The organism is Chitinophaga sp. W2I13 (genome assembly GCF_050434005.1).
Taxonomy (GTDB): domain Bacteria; phylum Bacteroidota; class Bacteroidia; order Chitinophagales; family Chitinophagaceae; genus Chitinophaga.
In genome coordinates, this window is the sequence record NZ_JBNPWD010000001.1 from 5825127 (window position 1) to 5845656 (window position 20530).

The 20530-nt window shown below is 48.4% G+C and carries 11 protein-coding genes; 4 read left to right on the plus strand and 7 right to left on the minus strand.

Features of this window, described 5'->3' with window-relative positions; all coding sequences use genetic code 11:
- Positions 1-82: 82 nt before the first annotated feature.
- Both QFZ48_RS24040 and QFZ48_RS24045 read right to left on the minus strand, forming a co-directional pair.
- On the minus strand, positions 83-1120 hold the full coding sequence (locus QFZ48_RS24040) for a FecR family protein (RefSeq protein ID WP_429064002.1): 1038 nt from the start codon (positions 1118-1120) through the stop codon (positions 83-85).
- Positions 1121-1192: 72 nt separating this feature from the next.
- Positions 1193-1747 carry a sigma-70 family RNA polymerase sigma factor gene (locus tag QFZ48_RS24045; RefSeq protein WP_429048843.1) on the minus strand — a complete coding sequence of 185 codons (555 nt, stop codon included), beginning with the start codon at positions 1745-1747 and terminating at the stop codon, positions 1193-1195.
- 294 nt (positions 1748-2041) lie between these two features.
- Here QFZ48_RS24045 and QFZ48_RS24050 point away from each other — a divergent pair, with 294 nt between their 5' ends.
- Positions 2042-3364, plus strand: a complete 1323-nt coding sequence (locus QFZ48_RS24050; protein ID WP_429064004.1) for a hypothetical protein — start codon at positions 2042-2044, stop codon at positions 3362-3364.
- Here the strand turns inward: QFZ48_RS24050 and QFZ48_RS24055 are convergent, their stop codons facing one another.
- Positions 3365-3718, minus strand: a complete 354-nt coding sequence (locus tag QFZ48_RS24055; protein WP_429048840.1) for a winged helix-turn-helix transcriptional regulator — start codon at positions 3716-3718, stop codon at positions 3365-3367.
- A 112-nt stretch (positions 3719-3830) separates the two neighbouring features.
- Here QFZ48_RS24055 and QFZ48_RS24060 point away from each other — a divergent pair, with 112 nt between their 5' ends.
- Together QFZ48_RS24060 and QFZ48_RS24065 are read left to right on the plus strand one after the other, a co-directional pair.
- Positions 3831-4244 carry a carboxymuconolactone decarboxylase family protein gene (locus tag QFZ48_RS24060; RefSeq protein ID WP_429064005.1) on the plus strand — a complete coding sequence of 138 codons (414 nt, stop codon included), beginning with the start codon at positions 3831-3833 and terminating at the stop codon, positions 4242-4244.
- Positions 4245-4377: 133 nt separating this feature from the next.
- Complete coding sequence (locus QFZ48_RS24065; RefSeq protein ID WP_429064007.1) at positions 4378-6762, plus strand: TonB-dependent siderophore receptor; 2385 nt, start codon at positions 4378-4380, stop codon at positions 6760-6762.
- Between the two features lie 79 nt (positions 6763-6841).
- Here the strand turns inward: QFZ48_RS24065 and QFZ48_RS24070 are convergent, their stop codons facing one another.
- Positions 6842-8596: a DUF4157 domain-containing protein gene (locus QFZ48_RS24070; protein WP_429064009.1), complete on the minus strand. Its 1755-nt coding sequence runs from the start codon at positions 8594-8596 to the stop codon at positions 6842-6844.
- A gap of 168 nt (positions 8597-8764) precedes the next feature.
- Between QFZ48_RS24070 and QFZ48_RS24075 the strand changes: the two genes are divergently transcribed.
- Complete coding sequence (locus QFZ48_RS24075) at positions 8765-9604, plus strand: alpha/beta fold hydrolase (RefSeq protein ID WP_429064010.1); 840 nt, start codon at positions 8765-8767, stop codon at positions 9602-9604.
- A gap of 6 nt (positions 9605-9610) precedes the next feature.
- Here QFZ48_RS24075 and QFZ48_RS24080 read toward each other — a convergent pair whose 3' ends face one another.
- From QFZ48_RS24080 to QFZ48_RS24090, 3 genes are all read right to left on the minus strand, one after another.
- Entirely contained in the window at positions 9611-10585 is a 975-nt protein-coding gene (locus tag QFZ48_RS24080) for a hypothetical protein (RefSeq protein WP_429064012.1), read from the minus strand.
- Between the two features lie 161 nt (positions 10586-10746).
- A complete protein-coding gene (locus QFZ48_RS24085; protein WP_429064014.1) occupies positions 10747-11664 on the minus strand; it encodes a PorP/SprF family type IX secretion system membrane protein in 918 nt (305 codons plus the stop codon).
- A gap of 10 nt (positions 11665-11674) precedes the next feature.
- A complete protein-coding gene (locus QFZ48_RS24090; RefSeq protein WP_429064016.1) occupies positions 11675-20440 on the minus strand; it encodes an MBG domain-containing protein in 8766 nt (2921 codons plus the stop codon).
- Between the last annotated feature and the right edge of the window lie 90 nt (positions 20441-20530).

Genomic DNA, 20530 nt, shown 5'->3' on the forward strand with positions numbered 1-20530 from the left:
GACGTGTTTTTTTTGAATCCGGGGCATAGCAAGCCCCGGGCGCCTTTGCGCCTTTTGTGGAATAGAACTGTAATTTGTTGAATTATTTCTTCTTAATAATAAATCCGCTATCGTTCCGGATAAGCTTCAGATTATTGGGAAGCGTTAAATCGGTCAGTATCTTCACCAGTGAGTCCGTCTTTTCAAACTTACCATCGAAATAAATTTCCGTCACATCCGACGGATAATAATAGATGGCTACGCCGTAATAGTTGCTCAGCTGATCGAGGACCTGTGCCATTGGTTGATTATTGAATTTATACCAGTCCGGCTTTGCACTGCTCGTGCCGTTGTTTCCTGCTTTTACTAATATATCCGTGCCCGTAGTATTGAAGTCTGCTACGATGGATTTTCCTGTTTTGCGGTAATACCGGAGCTCTTTGCCGGGTGTAAGTACTACCTTTTTATTATTGGCGGCACCCTGTATCAATACTTTACCGGTATTGAGCCTTACGGTGATTATATCTTCCGCCGGGATTGCTTTCACATGAAAAAAGGTGCCCAGAACGGTGGTATTCAGTTCGCTGCTATACACAACGAAGGGATGTAATTTATCAGCTACTACGGTAAAATCTGCTTCTCCTGAGAGATATATGTTCCTGTTTTCCCTGAACTGTTTATCATATACTATGCTGGCCGCCGGGAACAGCTGTATCACGGATCCGTCCGGCAGTACGGTGGTGATGGTTTTGCCGCTGTTGTTTTCCGCACGTTCCTGTTGTTCCCGCGGAATAGATGGCATTGCTGCGGAAGCAACGGTTGTTTCCTTTTGATGGTCACGGTTTACCAGTAACAAGCTTGCGCCTATCAGCACGCCGGCAGTTATTGCTGCGACGGCCACTCGTTTCGCCCATTTCACACGGCTATTGGCAGATGCACTTTGGCGGTGGATATTTTTCAGCCACTGCTGGGAAACAGTTTCCGGAAAATTACCATCGTCCTGTATTTGCAGGAATTCTTCTTCCGGCAGATATTTCTCCAGTACTTCCGGATGCTCCCGGAGATACGTGGCTATCTCACGGGCTTCTGCCGGTGTGCATTGATTGCTAAAGAACCGCGCCAGTAATTCGTCATTTATCATGTTATGTACGGCTGATAGATAAGTAATACGTTCGTGAAAGGCCAACTACTTAGTCGGAATGGAAAAATATTTTCAAAACGGGAAAAAGCAGGCTACAAGGGATAGCAGCAGCCCGAGATAATGTTTTATTTGCCTGATGGCCTGGAAGATGTGTGACTCTACTGTTCTGGACGACAAGGAAAGTTCATGCGCTATTTGCTGGTAGCTCATACCTTTAAAACGGCTCATTTCAAATACTTTACGGCGCATAGGCGGCATTTCCTCCAATGCGTGGGCCAGTTTATGCTGCAGTTCCTTTTCGGCCAGCTTGCCCCAGAGCTCATCCGCCGGCAGGGTATACCGCTCAATTACATGGATCACCTTTTCCTTGTACACGGTTTCCTTCCGGAGAAAGTCGATCAGGGTAGTGCGGGCAATCCGGAACAGCTGGAGCTGCACGTCGAGGTCGTCTGCCAGGCTTTCCCGGTAGTTCCAGAATTTGATGAATGTAAGCTGTACTACCTCCTCTGCGATGAAAGAAGACTTTGTTTTCCGGAGAATAAAATAGTAGATCCTTTTGTGGCAGGAATAATATACTTCATTAAATACCAAAAGGTTACCTTGTTTCAAAGCAGCTATAGTATTCACAACGTGGCGTTTTACTATGGCAATTTAAATAAATAAAAGCGGGATTTCCTATAAAAGGATGATAATGAAGGAATCGAAGGTAATGGAGCAGCTCCCGGAAAGTCTTGCCCGATACAACGGCAGCGCGTTGAAAAATCCCTGTAAACCAGTAGCATAAAATCCCTGATTACCAGTAGTCCAACAAGCCGGAAAAGCGTTTACTTTTGACGAGGAATTACATACACAAAGTATCTTGCAGATTACAAGAAATCACAACCGGTTACCTATATTTTGGACAAAGCACATTGAACAAGCATGATCAGTTTTAAGCATTCCCGGGTACGGGGCATTTTTTTTACGCTGCAGCTCCTCATTACAGCAGGTTTCTGTAAAGCACAAGTTGCGTTAACACCAGGGAACATCCCTTTTGATACAAAATTCCTCAAAACCGGGAAGTATGAAATGGGCTGTTTTATTGTAGATGGCGCCATGGAAAGGGAGATCAGTTCATTTATCATTGATATTAATGCGAATAAAGAGACCTTGTCTATTTATACCACATTATACCAGGCCGGTTCTGATGATCCACGGGTTGATACCATTATTTCTGACGGGAAGACCTTTACCCCTCTTTACCGTTCCTCTTTTAACAGCAACTATGAATTGCAGCTGAAGTATGGGAAGGAAGTTACAGGTTATCATTACGACAAACAAAGCCGCAAAAAGCGTGTCATTAAGGAACCGGTAACAGAAGCATTTTTTGATGGTTATTGTTATCCCTATCTACTTGGATTACTTCCGCTTACTTCCGGGTACAGTGCAAATATGCCGGTGTACGATTACCGGCCCGAGAATACGAATAATTTAAAGAAGGCGCTTATTGAGGAAGTAACCAGCGGTATGTACACCAGCAGCCTTACCGGTGCACATAAAGTTTGGCTGGTGACCGTATTTGAGGAGGCCACCAAAGACAAGTACGTGTATCACATCGACAAAGAAACCCGCCGGTTGTGGAAGGTGGATATCCATTCCAATGCCGGTCAGCATATTCTGATGGTGGACAGGGAGACAGATTTTAATCCCTTTAAGAACACTTTTGATAAAGTGGCTACCATGAAACTGATCAAGTCGGGCAGCGCGGTAATTAGCGGGCAGGCCTTTGCAAAAGATAACGAGAATGAAGGAATGCTGAAAGGTATTGCCGTACTCAATATCAATAAAAAGCAATTCGCACCGACAGGTACCTCCATCGTTTTGATTCCCTATACCGATTTCTTTAAAGAGTGGGTGAAATTAAATGAATCATCCAGGAAAAAAGGAAGAGCTGTTCCACTTCCTAAAGAGGCGGCAGAGTGTATCAAGACGGCAACGGTATATGACGACAAGGGACATTTTGAATTTGTAAACCTGATGCCCGGCGACTACCTGATCTTTGCGGAATTTGGTTACGTTCATACCTCCAGGAGAACCGAAGTAGTGGGTTATACTGATACTTATGTAAATGGCTTGTACCAGGGCACCCGAGAGAACACCACCGTCAGGAGTTATGCTGGTAATGCTGGCGCCAGTGTTAAAAAGGTAGTGACGATAGAAAAGGAAGGAGAGAAAGTAGATATAAAACTGAAGAAGACTTTATAATTACTTAGGCGGATACTCAATGCCGGCTTCCTGGATCAGCTCATATCCATACTTCATAATATGTTCAATCACCGGTATTGCTTTCAATCCTTTTGAAGTAATCGCATATTCAACTTTAGGCGGCACAACCGGGTAAACGGTCCGCCTGATCAATCCCTTTTCCTCCAGTTCCTTCAGTTGGCTTGCCAGCATTTTATGAGTGATATGCGGAATGTCTTTTTTTAATTCTCCATACCGGAGCACATTGGACTGAAGACGCCAGAGTATCGGCATTTTCCAGGTGCCGCCAATATGCTTCAGTGCAAATTCCATTGGGGTATAGTAGAGCGTCTTATCATGAAAAAATTCAGGCATGAGTAAAAATTTGAATATCAACACACTTTCCTTTTTGTAAGTATATCACATAAAAGTGCATATCGTCTATTGAAGTGATGGTATTTTAATTTGCGCCAAAATTATAGATAATATGGATTACATAAAAATTTCAAAAGAAGCGGTTGGCTATTTATATAAATCTCATGAAACGTTGAGACAGTCGGAGATAGATGTTAAATTAATCGCCCTTGCAGAACTACGGGTATCTCAAATAAATGGTTGTGCCTATTGCTGCAGTTTTCATGCTAATGAGCTCCGTGAGTTTGGATATGACCAGCGTTTACTGGACAAATTACCCGGATGGAAACTTTCTTCCTCATTTGATGCCAGGCAGAAATCAGTATTACAATGGGCTGAAGCCATCACACAGTTGCACGGTGATTTAACCGGCTACCAGCGGGATCTTGAAAATCATTTCTCCACAAAAGAAATAGTAGATTTGACCACCAGCATTTCGCTTATGAATGCTTTAAACCGGCTTCGTATATCATTGGGAGATCATTAACTAATATGCACTTGATAAGATATTTCCGCAACAACGCTCACTTAAAAGGAAGTTCCCAATTGCGTAAAAACTATTCCGGATACGCGTGGGTTGCCGCTGCATATTTGTCCATTTTTGCGGACAAAAAATAACAATGATCTCCAAAATATTTGCCTTTGCTATCTTTTCACTGACATTATTTATAAATGGCATTTCAGCGCAAAGCATTAACCCTGGCGCTTTAAAGGGCACGGTGTATACATCCGACAAGAAAGCGGCTGCCTATGTAACTATTGTGATGAAAGAAGCCAGGCGCAGCGTGTTAACAGATGAAACAGGGAGTTTCCAGATAAACCGGATCCTGCCCGGCAGCTATGAGTTGGTGATTTCTCTCATGGGCTATGAAACATTGCAACGGAGTATTACCATTCGCCCGGGCAGTACGGAAACTATTTCCCTGCAATTACAGGTATCAGAAAAGCAACTCGCCGAGGTAAACGTTACTTCCGGCAGGAACCGGTTTATTAAAACACAAAGCGTCTTCGCGGCTAAGATGCCATTGAACAACCTCGAAAACCCACAGGTGTATACAACGGTAACACAGGCATTATTACAGGACCAGCTGAATGTTGTTTATGCAGATGCACTGAAAAACGTTCCTGGTGTAATCATGCAACTGGAGAATAACAGTGCAGGCGGTACGGTTACTTCCCGTGGCTTTGCCACACAGTCATTTCTCCGGAACGGCGTGCCGGGTATTATTGGCGGCGGTACACTGGACCCCGCCAATATTGAAAGCATTGAAGCGATAAAAGGGCCCTCCGGCGCCCTGTTTGGTTCCAGCCTGGTATCGTTTGGCGGCTTGTTTAACCGCGTCACAAAAAAACCGCTCGACACCTTTCAAACCCGTATAGGCTTCACCGGTGGAGGATTTGGGCTCAGCCGGTTTGAGGCAGATGTGAATGTACCCGTTGATAAGGCACACCGGGTATTGGCAAGAGTAAATGCCGCCCAGTATGCAGAAGGCAGTTTTCAGGATGCAGGCTTTAAAAATTATTTTTTCGTGGCCCCGGTGGTTACGTATCAGCTGTCAGAAAAAACAAAGCTGACAGTGGAAGTGGAGTACAAGAAGGAGAAGGCAAACAGCTTTTACCGGCTTTTCGCTGATGGAAGCTATAATAGCGGCGTGCGGAGTCCCGAAGCGCTGAACATGGATTTTAAAAGGCGGTTCAGCAACGACGACCTTTTTGTAACCACCACCAATACCAACTTCTTTGCAGAGCTGCAGCACCGTTTTTCAGACGTATGGCAAGCCCGCGCCACCTATACCTATCTCACTTCGCAGGCCGGCGGGGTAACTGGCTATTTAAGTACGAAAGCCGGGAATGATTCGCTCAGCCGCAACGTGACCTATACGGAATATACGAATAGCTATGCCACCGACTTTCAATATAATCTGACAGGCGATTTTAAAATAGGCCGCCTGCGAAACCGCCTGCTGGTTGGAACGGATATCTATTCGGCAACTACCAGGTCCAGTTCTCCCGGAACAGTTGTCTTTGATGTGGTAAGCGTAACCAAGCCAGGGGCAGCGTATTCCGCCCTGAACCGGCTGGCGTTACAGGACAGGATAAAGGGCCTCGCATATACCCGCACCAAAGCTGTGCAAAATATGTATAGTGTATATGTGCAGGATGTACTCAATATTACGGAGCAGCTTATAGCCATGGCCAGTGTCCGCGTGGACTATTTCGACAATCCCGGCACAAAGAATCTGACGAGGGACACCACCACGGGCAAGTATAACCAAACGGCAGTATCGCCAAAATTCGGACTTGTTTACCAGATCATAGCAGACCAGCTTTCCCTGTTTGGCAACTACAGCAATGGATTTCAAAATATAGCACCTGTGCAGCAGCCCGATGGCACCACCAGCAATTTCAAGCCGAGCCAGGCCAATCAATGGGAGGGAGGTGTTAAAGCCGGGTTGGCGAATGGTAAATTAGCAGGAAGCCTGAGTTATTACTCCATCCGCGTGTCGGATGTTACCCGTCCGGATGCTCCGGAACGGCCTGCATTTACTGTTCAAAATGGTATACAGTACAGCAAAGGAATTGAGGGGGAAATTACAGCCATGCCTTTCCGCGGATTACATATCGTGGCAGGGTATGCGTATAACGACAGCAAGCTTAAGAAAAGCAGTCCGGCCCTGGAAGGCTTCCGGCCAGGCAGTGCCGGCCCCCGCAACCTGGCCAACTTCTGGCTGAGCTACCGCGTGCCCGCCGGGCAGCTAAAAGGACTGGGGATAGGCTTCGGAGGTAATTATGCCGACGATAACATTGTAGACGTAAGCACCACTTCGCTTTATACCCTGCCCGCTTTTACCACGCTGAATGCTTCCCTTAGCTATGAACAACCGCGTTACCGTGTTATTGTAAAGGCTGATAACCTGAATAATGAAAAATATTGGGTAGGATGGGCAACTACAATTCCGCAAATGCCGTTCCGTTTAAGCGCTGCCGGATATCTCAAATTTTAAATGCTGAATGATGCAATGGGAACATTTTCGAATAGCGAAAGTCTTCCCATTGCCTGGGAATTTGTTTTCCAAAACAGTACTATGGATGCGGCGGCATTGGCGTATGCGTACCAATTGGCCTGATGGTCCACCAAACGGTATACAGCCGGCTGTTCATGGCCCATTTGTTAAAGGCCGTTTTTTGCATGAACAGGAATCTTTTCTTAATCCGCGCTCTGAGGCTCTCGCTGGCAGAGGCATTGTTATATCTATCCGATAACAGGTTCAATCTGCGTACGAAATCCACTTCTTCATCGTAGATGATCATGGCTAACTGGTGGTCCGGGTTTAATGCCGCTTCATTTTCACCATGCCCATCATCTTCTTCTACTTCTACTTCCTTCTCTTTTCTCGTTTTCTTCTTTCTCTCGTTTCTGACCTGGTTCAGCTGTTCCCGGACTGATACTGCTTTTACAAAGGGAAAGCATCTTTCCGGAATAACAATTTCCCCACCTCCGGACATGATATAATAGCATAATTCGTTGCCATATTCCTTATCGAGAATATCTACATGATTACTCTCCCCGTTAGGTGATTTTCTCGCCGCAATGCCTGACTTGATATATATGGCAACAAAGCTGTCGCCATATACGACGCCGCTCACAACGGTCGCAAGCTTTTTTTTCCCTACATGTGATACGTAAAACCCAGGTCCTTTGCCTATATGATTGGCTGAATCTATTTTTTCCACTGCGGGGCCGTTCGCCACGAGGCTCTCCACGTTTGCATGTTCGGTTTCGTGGATGCCGAGCTTTTTCAGTCCCCGGAAAGTCTCGGGGAAATTTTCCCATCCAAACTCCTCAGGCGTCTGACGGCGTTGCCGTTGCTGGGATACCTGCGGCACCTGGACAAATGAAAAGCTTTGGGCGCCCGGGAAATCTTCAGGTCCAAATCCTTCATCCTCTCCTAATTCTTCTTCATTTCCTCCATCCTTTTTCTCTTTTTCTTCTTCTTCATCTGCTGATGATTCTCCCTCCAGGTCTTCAATTATATTACCAACGTGAATGTCATCGCTGTTAAGTAACCGGATTAGTCTTATCAGTTCTGTCTTTTCGTTTTCTTTCAGTGGCTTGGTTACCCCAAAATGGGGATGCCAGCCCATGGCAAGCTTCAGGTCATCTAGTTTTGACGACCCTGTAACGTCCACACCGTTGATCAGCATCAGTTGGGCGGTGGGAACAGTTAAAGGAGGCGCCTGTTTTTTGAAATCTTTATAGGGTCCGGCTGCGGGATCTTTTGCAAGCTGTACGGCCTTATGGCCCATTTCGTCAGCTTCTTTTTCCAGGCCAGCATCATCATTGATGTTTACCTTGCCTTTCAACTGCGTAGTTGGACTTACTCTTCCCTGCTTTTGCTGCACAACATGCCAGGCTTCATGTGGCAGATGCTTTTCCTGACCAGGCGCCAGATGTATGTCCGTTCCCCGGGCAAAAGCGTGCGCCTGTAGTTGTGAAGGCTGATGGGAATTGTAATGTACGTTTACATCATCCATTGCATAACCCGACAAATTTTCAATACCTGATTTAAGGCTATCGGGCAAACCGGTGTTATTTGATTTTAATTGAAACGGCTTTATATCTGCCAGCCTGTTTTCATCATTTCCAGTTCTCCCCCGGAATAGCTGAACGGCTGTTGAGTTCATTTGCAGAGGAACCTCTTCCTCCTCATCTTTTTTTGAAGATTTTTTTTGAAGCGGCTGAACGGCTGGCCTTGATATTCCTGAAATGCTGTGATGGTGTGCGGCGGCTGAGGGAGAGGAGTGTATCGCTCCGGTATTAAGGTTTTCATGTGACATAATGTGAGGGATTGGATTATATCATAGCTTGTAATTTACATTATTTGATTTATAAAATGATGCAAATTGGTTTGAAATCCTGACAAGGGTTTTACCGCAGCGCTGCCTGCAGTTTAGATGGGTATAGTCTTTGCGCCGGATGTAAAGGTTAACCTAAAAAAGAAGATTATGCAGCTGATGTCTCATATACCGGCGCCGGCCGAAGTATTCAAATTTCAGGGTCAGGAAATACGATTTGGGGTGCTGGGAACAGGTGCACCACTTGTACTGCTTCACGGAACCCCTTTTTCTTCCGTTGTATGGAGGCGTATTGGTTCCTGGCTGGCAGAACACAGGCAGGTATTTTACTATGATCTTCCCGGTTACGGATATTCGGAAAAAAAGGAGGGGCAGAATGTATCGCTTGGTATTCAAAATAAAGTTTTCGCTGCATTGCTGCAACATTGGGGACTGGACCGGCCTGATATCGTGGCGCATGACTTTGGCGGCACCACCGCATTGCGGACGCACTTGCTCGACGGCCGGGATTACCGCTCGCTGACCCTGATTGATCCGGTGGCAATAGGACCGTCGGGCTCTCCATTTGTGCAGGCCGCAAAAAATCATCCGGAAGTTTTTACAGGGCTTCCCGCTTATATTCATGAAGCGATCCTTCGCGCATATATTAGTGGCGCTGCATTTCATCCGCTGCCTGAAGATGTAATGCAGCTGTACCTGCAACCCTGGTTGGGAGAAACAGGTCAGGCGGCCTTCTACCGGCAGATCGCACAGATGAGCGATCAATATACCGACGAAATAGAAAACCGTTTTTCTGAAATCCGTTGCCCGGTAACAATTTTATGGGGTGAAAATGACCAGTGGATACATTTGGAGCGCGGAAAGGAACTGAGCAGGCGTATCGGAAACGCCCGCCTTCATGTGGTGCCCCAGGCAAAACACCTTGTCCAGGAAGACGCGCCTGAGGCTATTATTGCAACGGTTCTCGGTTTTTTATCAACGGCCGGATGAAGATAGCTATCTGATCACTAACCCGGTTATTCCGCCGATGATGTCATTCAAACCCGCCGGCTTTTCATTTTTCCAATAGGTGGCTTTGCCATCAAGATAGCCGGCTACATAAACATCGTTTCCTGCAACCGCAATTACATTTACACCGGCGCCGGCTTCTTCTTTTCCATCGGTCAGCCTCACTGCTTTCCCGTTCTTCCAGCAAACAATGATATTTGCGCCGGCCTCATTTCTGTCGATCCCCGCCACGTATACTTCATTACCGGATACCGTAATGGCATTTGCCCTGCAGCCACCCGGAAGCATCACCGGCTCACCGTTTTTCCAATACATGGCCACTTCCTTTCCGGCTTCATCAATTTTAAAACCCGCCACGTAAATATCGTTGCCGGATATGGCAATGGCATGTGCTTCCGCGCTCGTTTTTCCGTCCGACAGCGCTACCGCATTTCCATTTTTCCAGCAGGTGGCAACATATTCACCCTGGTCATTTGCCTGGTAGCCGGCGATATACACATCGCCGCCGCCCAGCACAATGCCGTGCAGTTTTGTGTCTTTACCCAGTGAGGCGGCTACGCCATTTTTCCAGTACACCGCATCGCTGCCATTGTTTCCAATCACATGCACATCCGGACCGGATACACTGATACCAACAGCTTTCGAATATGTTTCCCCGTTAGCGAGCGTTACAGCTTTACCATTTTTCCAATAAGTGGCAACGGGCTCCCCGGCAGTGTTATATTCATGACCGGCTACATACTCGTCATTACCTGATACCGCAATGGCGGCGGCTCCCGCCTGTGTTTTGCCATCCGTTAGCCGGATCGTTTTTCCATTGTTCCAGTAAGTGAGACCAGGGTCTTTACCGGAATAATCATCATATACCATTAACATAGCAGGGGAGGATTGGGCATTAACAGTAGAGGTAGCGGTTAACAGCAATAGCAGCGCGCCAGCCAGCGGGTTAATTTTTTTGATCATGTTTTACTTTTTGCAATGTTCCGTTTAATGTTCCTGAAGATGGGGTATCATCAGGATGCTAAATACCGGCTTAAGATACGATTTTTTATATACAAAGAAGAGGGGATTGTATCAAAAGCATTTTGATACAATCCCCTCTTTCCCAGGTATTACTGCAAGTCTTATCTGAAAAGATGAACCACCAGGTTTACCTCAAATGTTCCATTGGTATAATTACGTAAGCCTGCCGTCTGCGAGTTGTAGATTAGCTGGAATCCGGCTATGGACCTGTAATTTACGCCCACACCTGCACTAAAGCTTTTCGAGGAGTGGTACAGGGCGAATGCATTCAGTTGTTGTTGCAGGAAGATGAAATTAGCGCCGGCATCAATAATATTATCATATCCTTTCACGCCGCGCATACATATCTTCGGTTCTATTGAATTGAGCTGCCCCGCCATTTCAAATTTATAACCGGCTGCAACGAAGTACAGCGCGCGGTCTATTCCATCATCCTCGGCTTTGTTTTTAACAAAGCTCACCAGGTTGGGTACAGATCCCTGCAGGGTAAGTCCTTTACGGGTATAGGCCATACCGAAGTCTCCTTCAAAATAATTATCTCTTCTGTTGAATGCATTGATATAGGTGTCGGTTACATCGCCGTTGATCCCTTTGGTATCCAGCCGGCGGTTTACAAATGCGGCCGACAAACCAAAATGCAATACACTCACACCGCTCAAACTCAGTGGCAGGTGGTATGCATAAGTGAATGCCACTTTTGTACTGTTGATTAAACCAGCTTTGTCGTTAAAGATATTCATACCAATGCCTACACGTTTTCCCAGCATATAGTCGGCCGTAAGGGCTTTGGCCACCGGTGCGCCAGGTATATCTGACGACTGGCGCTGATAAGCCATGTATACATGTAACCCGGTGTCAATCCCTGCCATCGCGGCATTGGCCATGTACTGATCCAGGAAGTATTGCGCCGCCAGTGGCTCATACATCATGGTTGGATTGCCTGCAGTTTGTGCGCCTGCATATTGACTGCCGAGAGCGAAAGCTCCCAGCAGTGCGATATATCTCACATACTTTTTCATAGTCGTTTGCTTAGTAATTTGCATTGACAATAGTGATAAACCCTTTAAACTTCGGCACGTTATTGCCGAGATCAATGATATAATAGTAGGTGCCTTCTGCCAGTCGCTGGCCATTTACCGTACCATTCCAGTTGTTGGTATAGCCACGCTGATGGAATATCATGCGCCCTGAACGGTCAAATATCCTGACTTCATTTTGCGGATACATATCGATATTCTTTACCACCCACAGGTCGTTTTTGCCGTCGCCGTTCGGAGTAAGGATATTAGTCGCTTCCAGTTTATAATCTTCTTTAACGGTAATCGTAATATCCTTTGTAACGCTGCAACCACCGGTACCGGTGATGGTTACCTGGTAGTTGGTGGTAACCGCCGGACGGGCTATGGGGGATGCGATATTGGCATCATTCAGTCCTGTGGCGGGCGACCATGCGTAGGCATTGCCGCCGGAAGCAGTGAGGCTGATCGTTTCTCCCTTGCTGATTGTAGTGTTGCCATTTGCGTGTACTTCACCCGCCGGCAATGGATTTACGGTTACGGATACTGCTGCGGAGAGCACACCGATGTTGTTGTCGTATATCGCTTTCGCGGTGTAGCTGCCGCTTTCATCTACTGTCAGCGACCGGCCCGTTGCGCCAGGTATCAGGATACCATTGCGGTACCATTCATGGGTGGTAGTGCTGCTGGATTGTAACGTCACGGTATTGGGTGCGCAGAAAGTAGTACTGCCCTGCGCGGTGATTACCGGTGCGGTCCATGCGGTAACGATAATGGTTTGTGTTATCGTTTGGGCAGGTTCGTAGTTATTGTTGCCCGGTTGAGAGGCGCTGATGTTGGCGGTGCCGGCTGTTCCCACATGCGCCGTATTACCATTGATACTAATGGCAGCGCTGTTGTCGCTGCTAAGCGTAACCGGCAGTCCGGCGCTGGCAGTAGCAGTGAGAATAAAATCAGGATCTCCCTGGTTCTTATTACCTGTTGCAAGGAAGGTAATTTGCTGCTGCGCCTTCGCAATTGTCAGCTGACCATTGGTAAAGGTGATGTTATAGTTGCTGGCCGTTAAACCTGAAGGCGTAATGATATAAGTGCCTGCATTAATGGCTCCTTGCGATGTGCCTGTGTAAACCAGCGTACCGGTTAAACTGGTTGTGCCGTCGCCATTCACCAATCCCGTATAGTCTACCCCGTTACCACCTGTATAGCTGCTGCCGGTATAGGTCCGTACTTCGTCCCTGGCTTTAATGGTCAGCGCAGCTTTGGCAACGTTGAATGTTTGTGTTGCCTGCGTGGCCGGCGAGTAGTTGCCGTTGCCTGCCTGATCTGCCGCAATGGTAACACTGCCGGCGCCGGTAATGGTAACAGTGTTGCCGCTGATGGAAGCCGGACCGCTTACCACGCTGTAGCTCACCGCTAACGCACTGCTGCTGTTGGCGCCGAGTGTAAAGGCGGCGTCGCCATATGTTTTGTTAGCGATAGCGGGGAAGGTGATGGTTTGCGAGGTGAGCCCAACAGTTAAGGTACCATTCACCGGTGTGAAGATGTAATTGGCCGCTGTCAGCGGAGTTACATTCACGGTAATAGGATAGGTACCCGGTGCGCTGCTGTTATTCGCACTGGTGCTGAGTCCTGGTGTGCCATTCACCACGCTGCTGTTTTCATTATTTACAAATCCGGTAATGGTGTAAGTGAGCGGCGGATTATTAGCGCCGTATGCTTTTTGCTTATCATCCGCGGTTACGGTCAGCGTGGCCGGCGCTACCTGGAACGACTGGCTCACTGCTGCTGCCGCCGTGTAATTGGCGTCACCCGCCTGTGTAGCGCTTATGGTTACATTGCCCACGCCGGTGATGGTAACGGTATTGCCGCTCACCGTAGCCGGACCGGCGGTTACGGTGTAAGCTACTGTTAATCCTGCATCGCTGGCAGCGCTGAGCGCAAAGGCTGCATTGCCGTATGTTTTACCGGTGATAGCCGGGAAGGTGATAGTTTGCGCCGCCTTTGTAATAGTGAGCGATCCACCTGCAAAGTTAAAGTCGTAGTTAGCGGCTGTTAACGTGCCGGCAGTCACCGTAATCGGATAAATACCCGGTGCGCTATTGATATCGGCAGTATGAGTAATGGCGGCATTTCCACTTACTACACTGCTGTTTTCGTTGTTTACAAAACCGGTGATGGTATAATCCGGTGTTGGATTAGTTTGTTTGTATGCTCTGTTTTTATCATTAGCCGTTACCGTTAGTATGGCTTTAGCAACGTTGAATGTTTGCGTTGCCTGTGTCGCCGGTGAGTAGTTGCTGTTGCCTGCCTGGTCAGCCGCAATGGTAACACTGCCTGCGTCGGTAATAGTAACAGTGTTGCCGCTGATGGTAGCTGGACCGCTTACCACGCTGTAGCTCACCGCTAACATACTGCTGCTGGTGGCGCTGAGCGTAAAGGCGGCGTCGCCATATGTTTTGTTAGCGATAGCGGGGAAGGTGATGGTTTGCGAGGTGAACCCAACAGTTAAGGTACCATTCACCGGTGTGAAGATGTAATTGGCCGCTGTCAGCGGAGTTACATTCACGGTAATAGGATAGGCACCCGGTGCGCTGCTGTTATTCGCACTGGTGCTGAGTCCTGGTGTGCCATTCACCACGCTGCTGTTTTCATTATTTACAAATCCGGTAATGGTGTAAGTGAGCGGCGGATTATTAGCGCCGTATGCTTTTTGCTTATCATCCGCAGTTACGGTCAGCGTGGCCGGCGCTACCTGGAACGACTGGCTCACTGCCGCTGCCGCCGTGTAATTGGCGTCACCCGCCTGTGTAGCGCTTATGGTTACATTGCCAGCACCGGTGATGGTAACGGTATTACCACTCACCGTAGCCGGACCGGCGGTTACGGTGTAAGTTACTGTCAACCCTACATCGCTGGTAGCGCTGAGCGCAAAGGCTGCATTGCCGTATGTTTTACCGGTGATAGCCGGGAAGGTGATGGTTTGCGCCGCCTTTGTAATAGTGAGCGATCCACCTGCAAAGTTAAAGTCGTAGTTAGCGGCTGTTAACGTGCCGGCAGTCACCGTAATCGGATAAACACCCGGTGCGCTGTTGATATCGGCAGTATGAGTAATGGCGGCATTTCCACTTACTACACTGCTGTTTTCGTTGTTTACAAAACCGGTGATGGTATAATCCGGTGTTGGATTAATTTGTTTGTATGCCCTGTTTTTATCATTAGCCGTTACCGTTAGGGTGGCTTTGGCAACGTTGAAAGTTTGTGTAACCTGCGTGGCTGGCGAGTAGTTGCCGTTGCCAGCCTGATCGGCCGCAATGGTAACACTGCCTGCGCCGGTAATAGTAACAGTGTTGCCGCTGATGGAAGCCGGACCGCTTACCACGCTGTAGCTCACCGCTAACGTACTGCTGCTGTTGGCGCCGAGTGTAAAGGCGGCGTCACCATATGTTTTATCAGTGATAGCGGGGAAGGTGATGGTTTGTGGCGCCAGTCCAACCGTTAAGCTGCCATTTACAGCAGAGAAGGTATAATTGGTCGCTGTCAATGGAGTTATATCCACGGTAATAGGATATGCACCCGGAGCGCTGCTGTTATCAGCACTGGTACTGAGTCCCGGTGTACCATTCACCACACTGCTGTTTTCACTGTTTACAAATCCGGCGATGGTATAAGTGAGCGGCGGATTATTAGTGCCGTATGCTTTTTGCTTATCATCCGCAGTTACGGTCAGCGTGGCCGGCGCTACCTGGAACGACTGGCTCACTGCCGCTGCCGCCGTGTAATTGGCGTCACCCGCCTGCGTAGCGCTTATAGTTACATTGCCAGTACCGGTGATGGTAACGGTATTGCCGCTCACCGTAGCCGGACCTGCAGTTACAGTGTAAGCTACAGGCAATCCTGCATCGCTGGCAGCGTTGAGCGTAAAGGCCGCATCGCCATATGTTTTGTTAGAGATAGCCGGGAAGGCGATGGTTTGAGATGCCTTTGTAATAGTAAGCGATCCATCGGCAAAGCTGAAGTCATAGTTAGCAGCTGTTAATGTACCAGCGGTTACCGTAATCGGATAAACACCCGGCGCGCTGTTGATATCGGCAGTATGAGTAATGGTGGCATCACCACTTACTACACTGCTGTTTTCGCCGTTTACAAAACCGGTAACAGTATAATCCGGTGTTGGATTAGTTTGTTTGTATACCCTGTTTTTATCATTAGCCGTTACCGTTAGTGTGGCTTTAGCAACGTTGAATGTTTGCGTTGCCTGTGTCGCCGGTGAGTAGTTGCTGTTGCCTGCCTGGTCAGCCGCAATGGTAACACTGCCTGCGCCGGTAATGGTAACAGTGTTGCCGCTGATGGAAGCCGGACCGCTTACCACGCTGTAGCTCACCGCTAACGTACTGCTGCTGTTGGCGCCGAGTGTAAAGGCGGCGTCGCCATATGTTTTGTTAGCGATAGCGGGGAAGGTGATGGTTTGCGAGGTGAGCCCAACAGTTAAGGTACCATTCACCGGTGTGAAGATGTAATTGGCCGCTGTCAGCGGAGTTACATTCACGGTGATAGGATAGGTACCCGGAGCGCTGCTGTTATCAGCACTGGTACTGAGTCCCGGTGTACCATTCACCACGCTGCTGTTTTCATTGTTTACAAATCCGGCGACGGTGTAAGTGAGCGGCGGATTATTAGCGCCGTATGTTTTTTGCTTATCATCCGCAGTTACGGTCAGCGTGGCCGGCGCTACCTGGAACGACTGGCTCACTGCCGCTGCCGCCGTGTAATTGGCGTCACCTGTCTGTATGGCGCTTATGGTTACATTGCCCACGCCGGTGATGGTAACGGTATTGCCGTTCACCGTAGCCGGACCTACAGTTACAGCGTAAGCTACAGGCAACCCTGCATCGCTGTTGGCGCTGAGCGCAAAGGCCGCATCGCCATATGTTTTGTTAGAGATAGCCGGGAAGGTGATGGTTTGAGATGCCTTTGTAATAGTAAGCGATCCACCTGCAAAGTTAAAGTCGTAGTTAGCGGCTGTTAATGTACCCGCAGTGACCGTAATCGGATAAACACCAGGCGCACTGTTGATATCGGCAGTGTGGGTAATGGTGGCATCACCACTTACTACACTGCTGTTTTCGCCGTTTACAAAACCGGTGATGGTATAATCCGGTGTTGGATTAGTTTGTTTGTATACCCTGTTTTTATCATTAGCCGTTACCGTTAGTGTGGCTTTGGCAATGCTGAATGTTTGTGATACCTGCGTCGCCGGCGAGTAATTGCCATTACCTGCCTGATCAGCAGTGATAGTTACATCGCCCGCGCCGGTGAATGTGATGACATTACCACTGAGTGTTGCCGGCCCGCTTACTACGTTATAAGTGATAGGCAAACCTGCATCGCTGTTGGTGTTAAGCGTAACCGGCGCACTGCCGTAGGTTTTATTGCCTATTGCCGGGAAGGTAATGGTTTGAGGCGCCGTTGTTACCGTCAGCAGTCCGTTTACAGGAATGATGCTATAGTTGACAGCGCTCAGCGAGGCGGCGTTGGTCACCTGGATCGGGTAACCACCCGGCGCACTGCTGGCATCTGCCGTGGTACTAAGCAGCGGAGTGCCTGTTACTACGCTGTTATCATCTCCATTCACCAGCCCATTGTAGGTATAGGTTAACGCAGGATTATTTTCTCCATATAACCGCTGTTTGTTATCTGCATTTACAAATAATGATTTTTTCAAAACGATAAACCCGCCTGTGACAATGGTTGCCGGATCGTAATCTGTGTCGCCGCTTTGTGTAGCCGTCACCGTTACATTTCCTGTGCCCGTAATGGTAAGGATGTTACCGCTGATAGTAGCCGGACCGGCAACACTGAAGGCCACTGTGAGACCGGAGGTACTGGTGGCATTCAGGGCAAAAGGAGCGTCGCCATATGTTTTATCCGTTAAGGCACTAAGGGTAATTACCTGCGGTGCTTTGGTAACTGTAAGCGTACCTGGTTTGAAGCTGAACTGGTAATTGGTGGCAGTAGCGGTGCCGGCGCTTATGGTGATGGGGTAGTCGCCGGTATGACTGTCAATATCCGCTGTAGTGCTGATGCTCGCATCACCGTTTATCACGCTGCTGTTGTCGCCGTTCACGAAGCCGGTAATGGTATAATCCAATACAGGATTAGCCTGCTTATACGGCCTGTTCTTATCATTTGCTGTTATCGTGAGAATGGCTCTGGCTACGTTAAATGTTTGTGTTACCTGTAGTGCTGCGGTGTAATTGGTATTTCCCGGTTGATCGGCGGTAACGGTTACATTTCCTCCGCCGGTAATGGTGAGCGTGTTACCGCTCACGGTAGCCGGACCAGACACCACATTGTAAATGATAGGCAAACCTGCATCCGTATTAAGTGGCAGGGTAATCGGCGCCGCACCATAAACCACACCGGATGGTGCAGGGAAGGTGATGGTTTGCTGCTGTTGCGTAATGGTTAATATACCACCTGCTCCCGACAAGGTGTAATTATCAGCAGTGGCGCTGCTCAGATCCGTTGTAATAGCATAGTTGCCCACGTTGCTGTTTATATCAGCTGCCCAGATGGCATCTACCGTACCGTTGATCGCACTCGCATCATCTGTGTAGGCAAACCCGGTGTAGGTAAACGTAGGGGTGGGGTTCGCCGTTTTATACGGCCGGCTGGCATCATCTGCTTTTATGGTCAGCGCTTTTTTCGCGACGGTAACAGGTCTTGTTACAGGTGTTGCAGGCAGATAAATATTGGTAGCAGCTGCGTGAGCGGTGATCACCGCCGTACCTGCACCGGTAGTTTTTATTTTCCCGTTCAGGGTGTCTGCTACGGCCGTATTGCCGGAAGTATAAGTAATGATACCATCTCCGGTAGTAGTTGCCTTCGGATCAATATCTATATCACCGTAGGTAATAACCGGAGTAGCAGGGAAGGCCGGGAAAGTGATCGTTTGTGGTATTGCCTGAATTTCATATGCGCCCAGGTCAATAACAGTATTGCTGATACGTGTTTTCCTGTCAAGATCCAATGTATCTGCCTGTGCGGGATAGCCTGCATCGTTGGTTTGCGGATCGCCTTTGTTGATACCATAGTTGACGGGCGTTAACCGCAGGTCCCCGGTGCTAAGGTTGTTGAACACCACATCAGGAGTAGCCTGAGAAGTACCTGCGCTGGCATAATACAGGTTACCAAAAATGCTGTAACGGATGTTTGGAGTGGGACCGGAATAATCGCCCCCGCTACCGGAAGAAGTATTTTTAGCTACTACACTGTTATACGAAGTGAAGGTGCCGCTGCTGGATATAGCGGACCCTCCGGAGGTATTGCCTCCCACGGTAACATTGGTAAGAGTGGTATTGCCGGAGCTTCTTATAGCGGCTCCGTCAAGCACGGCATTGTTGCCAAAGAATACGCAGTTGATCAGTTGCAGTAAGCCGCCGGATTGGTTAACAGCGCCGCCATATTGGGCGCTGTAGTTCCCGTAAAATTGACAATTCTTTATTGTCAGTGTGGCATTTGTGGCGTCTATACCACCACCGGCATTACTGGCCTGGCCTCCGGTAATGATGAGGCCATCCAGTATGCTTTCTGCGCTGAGAAAGCCCACCGTTATCACGCGACGGCTGTTGGCGCCCCGGATATTCGCTGTACTCAGGACAACGTTATTGGTAAGCCGGTCATTTCCATCCACATCCCCGCTCAGGATTACCGGGTTGACCGGAATATTCCGGTCGGCCAATTTAGTTTCATTACCTATAAAACCACCGTAAACGGCTACGCCGGAAGGTATAGTAAATGTAGCCAGGGTGTTCCCCGAGTAATCAGGTTTATAAGTACCTGCGGCTACCCATATTTTTGTAATACCATTCAGCGGCTCTGCGGCGGCTTTGAGTGCAGTCGACAATTCAACCACCGGCCTGGCCCAGCTGCTGCCGTCGCCGTTTATGGGAAATATTTTGTTTACATATACAATGCCGTTGACATCGGGGTTCACTACCGTCAGGGAACACGTTGGTGTGACGGCAAGGTTTAATGCGGCAGGCGCTGGCGCTGATAAGGTATAGTCCTTCGTCCAGTTGGTGGTGTCCTGTACAAGGGCTCGCAGGCGGGCCGAAGTACCGATGGTTACCGAACAATTATACCGCGCGTTCACTGCGTTTACGCTGGGAAAATTGAGAAGGCTGGTAGTAGCTGGTTGGGTTGATTTGGAAGAAGTGAATTCATCCGCAGCAAGAGATGCTTCCCAGGTGTTGCGGTTCACATTGATACCGGCAATGATATTCGGATTACCTGAACTACCGGTGAAAGCAAACAACTGATCACCTGCAATACCAAGACTGATATATTCTTTATTGGTCAGTGCGGCGCTGTTGGCGGTAGGGGTGGAGCTGGTCAGGTTAAGTACGCCGGAAGAGGCAGTGGGACTATATTTACAGTAAATAGTTACCCGTGTTCCTACCGCCATTTTGCTGGTGCCTGGCGACCATTGGAGAATACCATCTGTTTTGGAGCCGGTGGAAATGTCGGTGGAAATAGACTGAAAGCCGGCACCTGTCCACCCCAGATCTGTAAAATAAATGATCGTATTAGCCGGGCACTCACGGAGCAATACAAATGAAAACGCATCATTCTGTACGCTGCCGTTATTGTCGTCGTCATAAATATTCACGCCGGTAAAAACGAGATCGCCGGGGCCAAAGGCCTGCGCCTGCGCGCAGGTAGCAATGCCTGTGAGTAATAATAGGGATATCAGGGTTCTGCGTAAAATTAACTTCATAAAAAGGCGAGCCTTAGGTATAAGAAATATATAGACATGCACCCTGTTGTTCAGGATGTTAAATTGCTTGAAAGTACCTCACCTGATCTT

What these genes read in the sequence shown, in the direction of transcription:
- QFZ48_RS24070 (WP_429064009.1), bottom strand. Translation starts at nt 8,596, where the DNA reads ATGTCACATGAAAACCTTAATACCGGAGCGATACACTCCTCTCCCTCA.
- QFZ48_RS24090 (WP_429064016.1), bottom strand. Translation starts at nt 20,440, where the DNA reads ATGAAGTTAATTTTACGCAGAACCCTGATATCCCTATTATTACTCACA.
- QFZ48_RS24040 (WP_429064002.1), bottom strand. Translation starts at nt 1,120, where the DNA reads ATGATAAATGACGAATTACTGGCGCGGTTCTTTAGCAATCAATGCACA.
- QFZ48_RS24055 (WP_429048840.1), bottom strand. Translation starts at nt 3,718, where the DNA reads ATGCCTGAATTTTTTCATGATAAGACGCTCTACTATACCCCAATGGAA.
- QFZ48_RS24065 (WP_429064007.1), top strand. Translation starts at nt 4,378, where the DNA reads ATGATCTCCAAAATATTTGCCTTTGCTATCTTTTCACTGACATTATTT.
- QFZ48_RS24075 (WP_429064010.1), top strand. Translation starts at nt 8,765, where the DNA reads ATGCAGCTGATGTCTCATATACCGGCGCCGGCCGAAGTATTCAAATTT.
- QFZ48_RS24080 (WP_429064012.1), bottom strand. Translation starts at nt 10,585, where the DNA reads ATGATCAAAAAAATTAACCCGCTGGCTGGCGCGCTGCTATTGCTGTTA.
- QFZ48_RS24060 (WP_429064005.1), top strand. Translation starts at nt 3,831, where the DNA reads ATGGATTACATAAAAATTTCAAAAGAAGCGGTTGGCTATTTATATAAA.
- QFZ48_RS24050 (WP_429064004.1), top strand. Translation starts at nt 2,042, where the DNA reads ATGATCAGTTTTAAGCATTCCCGGGTACGGGGCATTTTTTTTACGCTG.
- QFZ48_RS24085 (WP_429064014.1), bottom strand. Translation starts at nt 11,664, where the DNA reads ATGAAAAAGTATGTGAGATATATCGCACTGCTGGGAGCTTTCGCTCTC.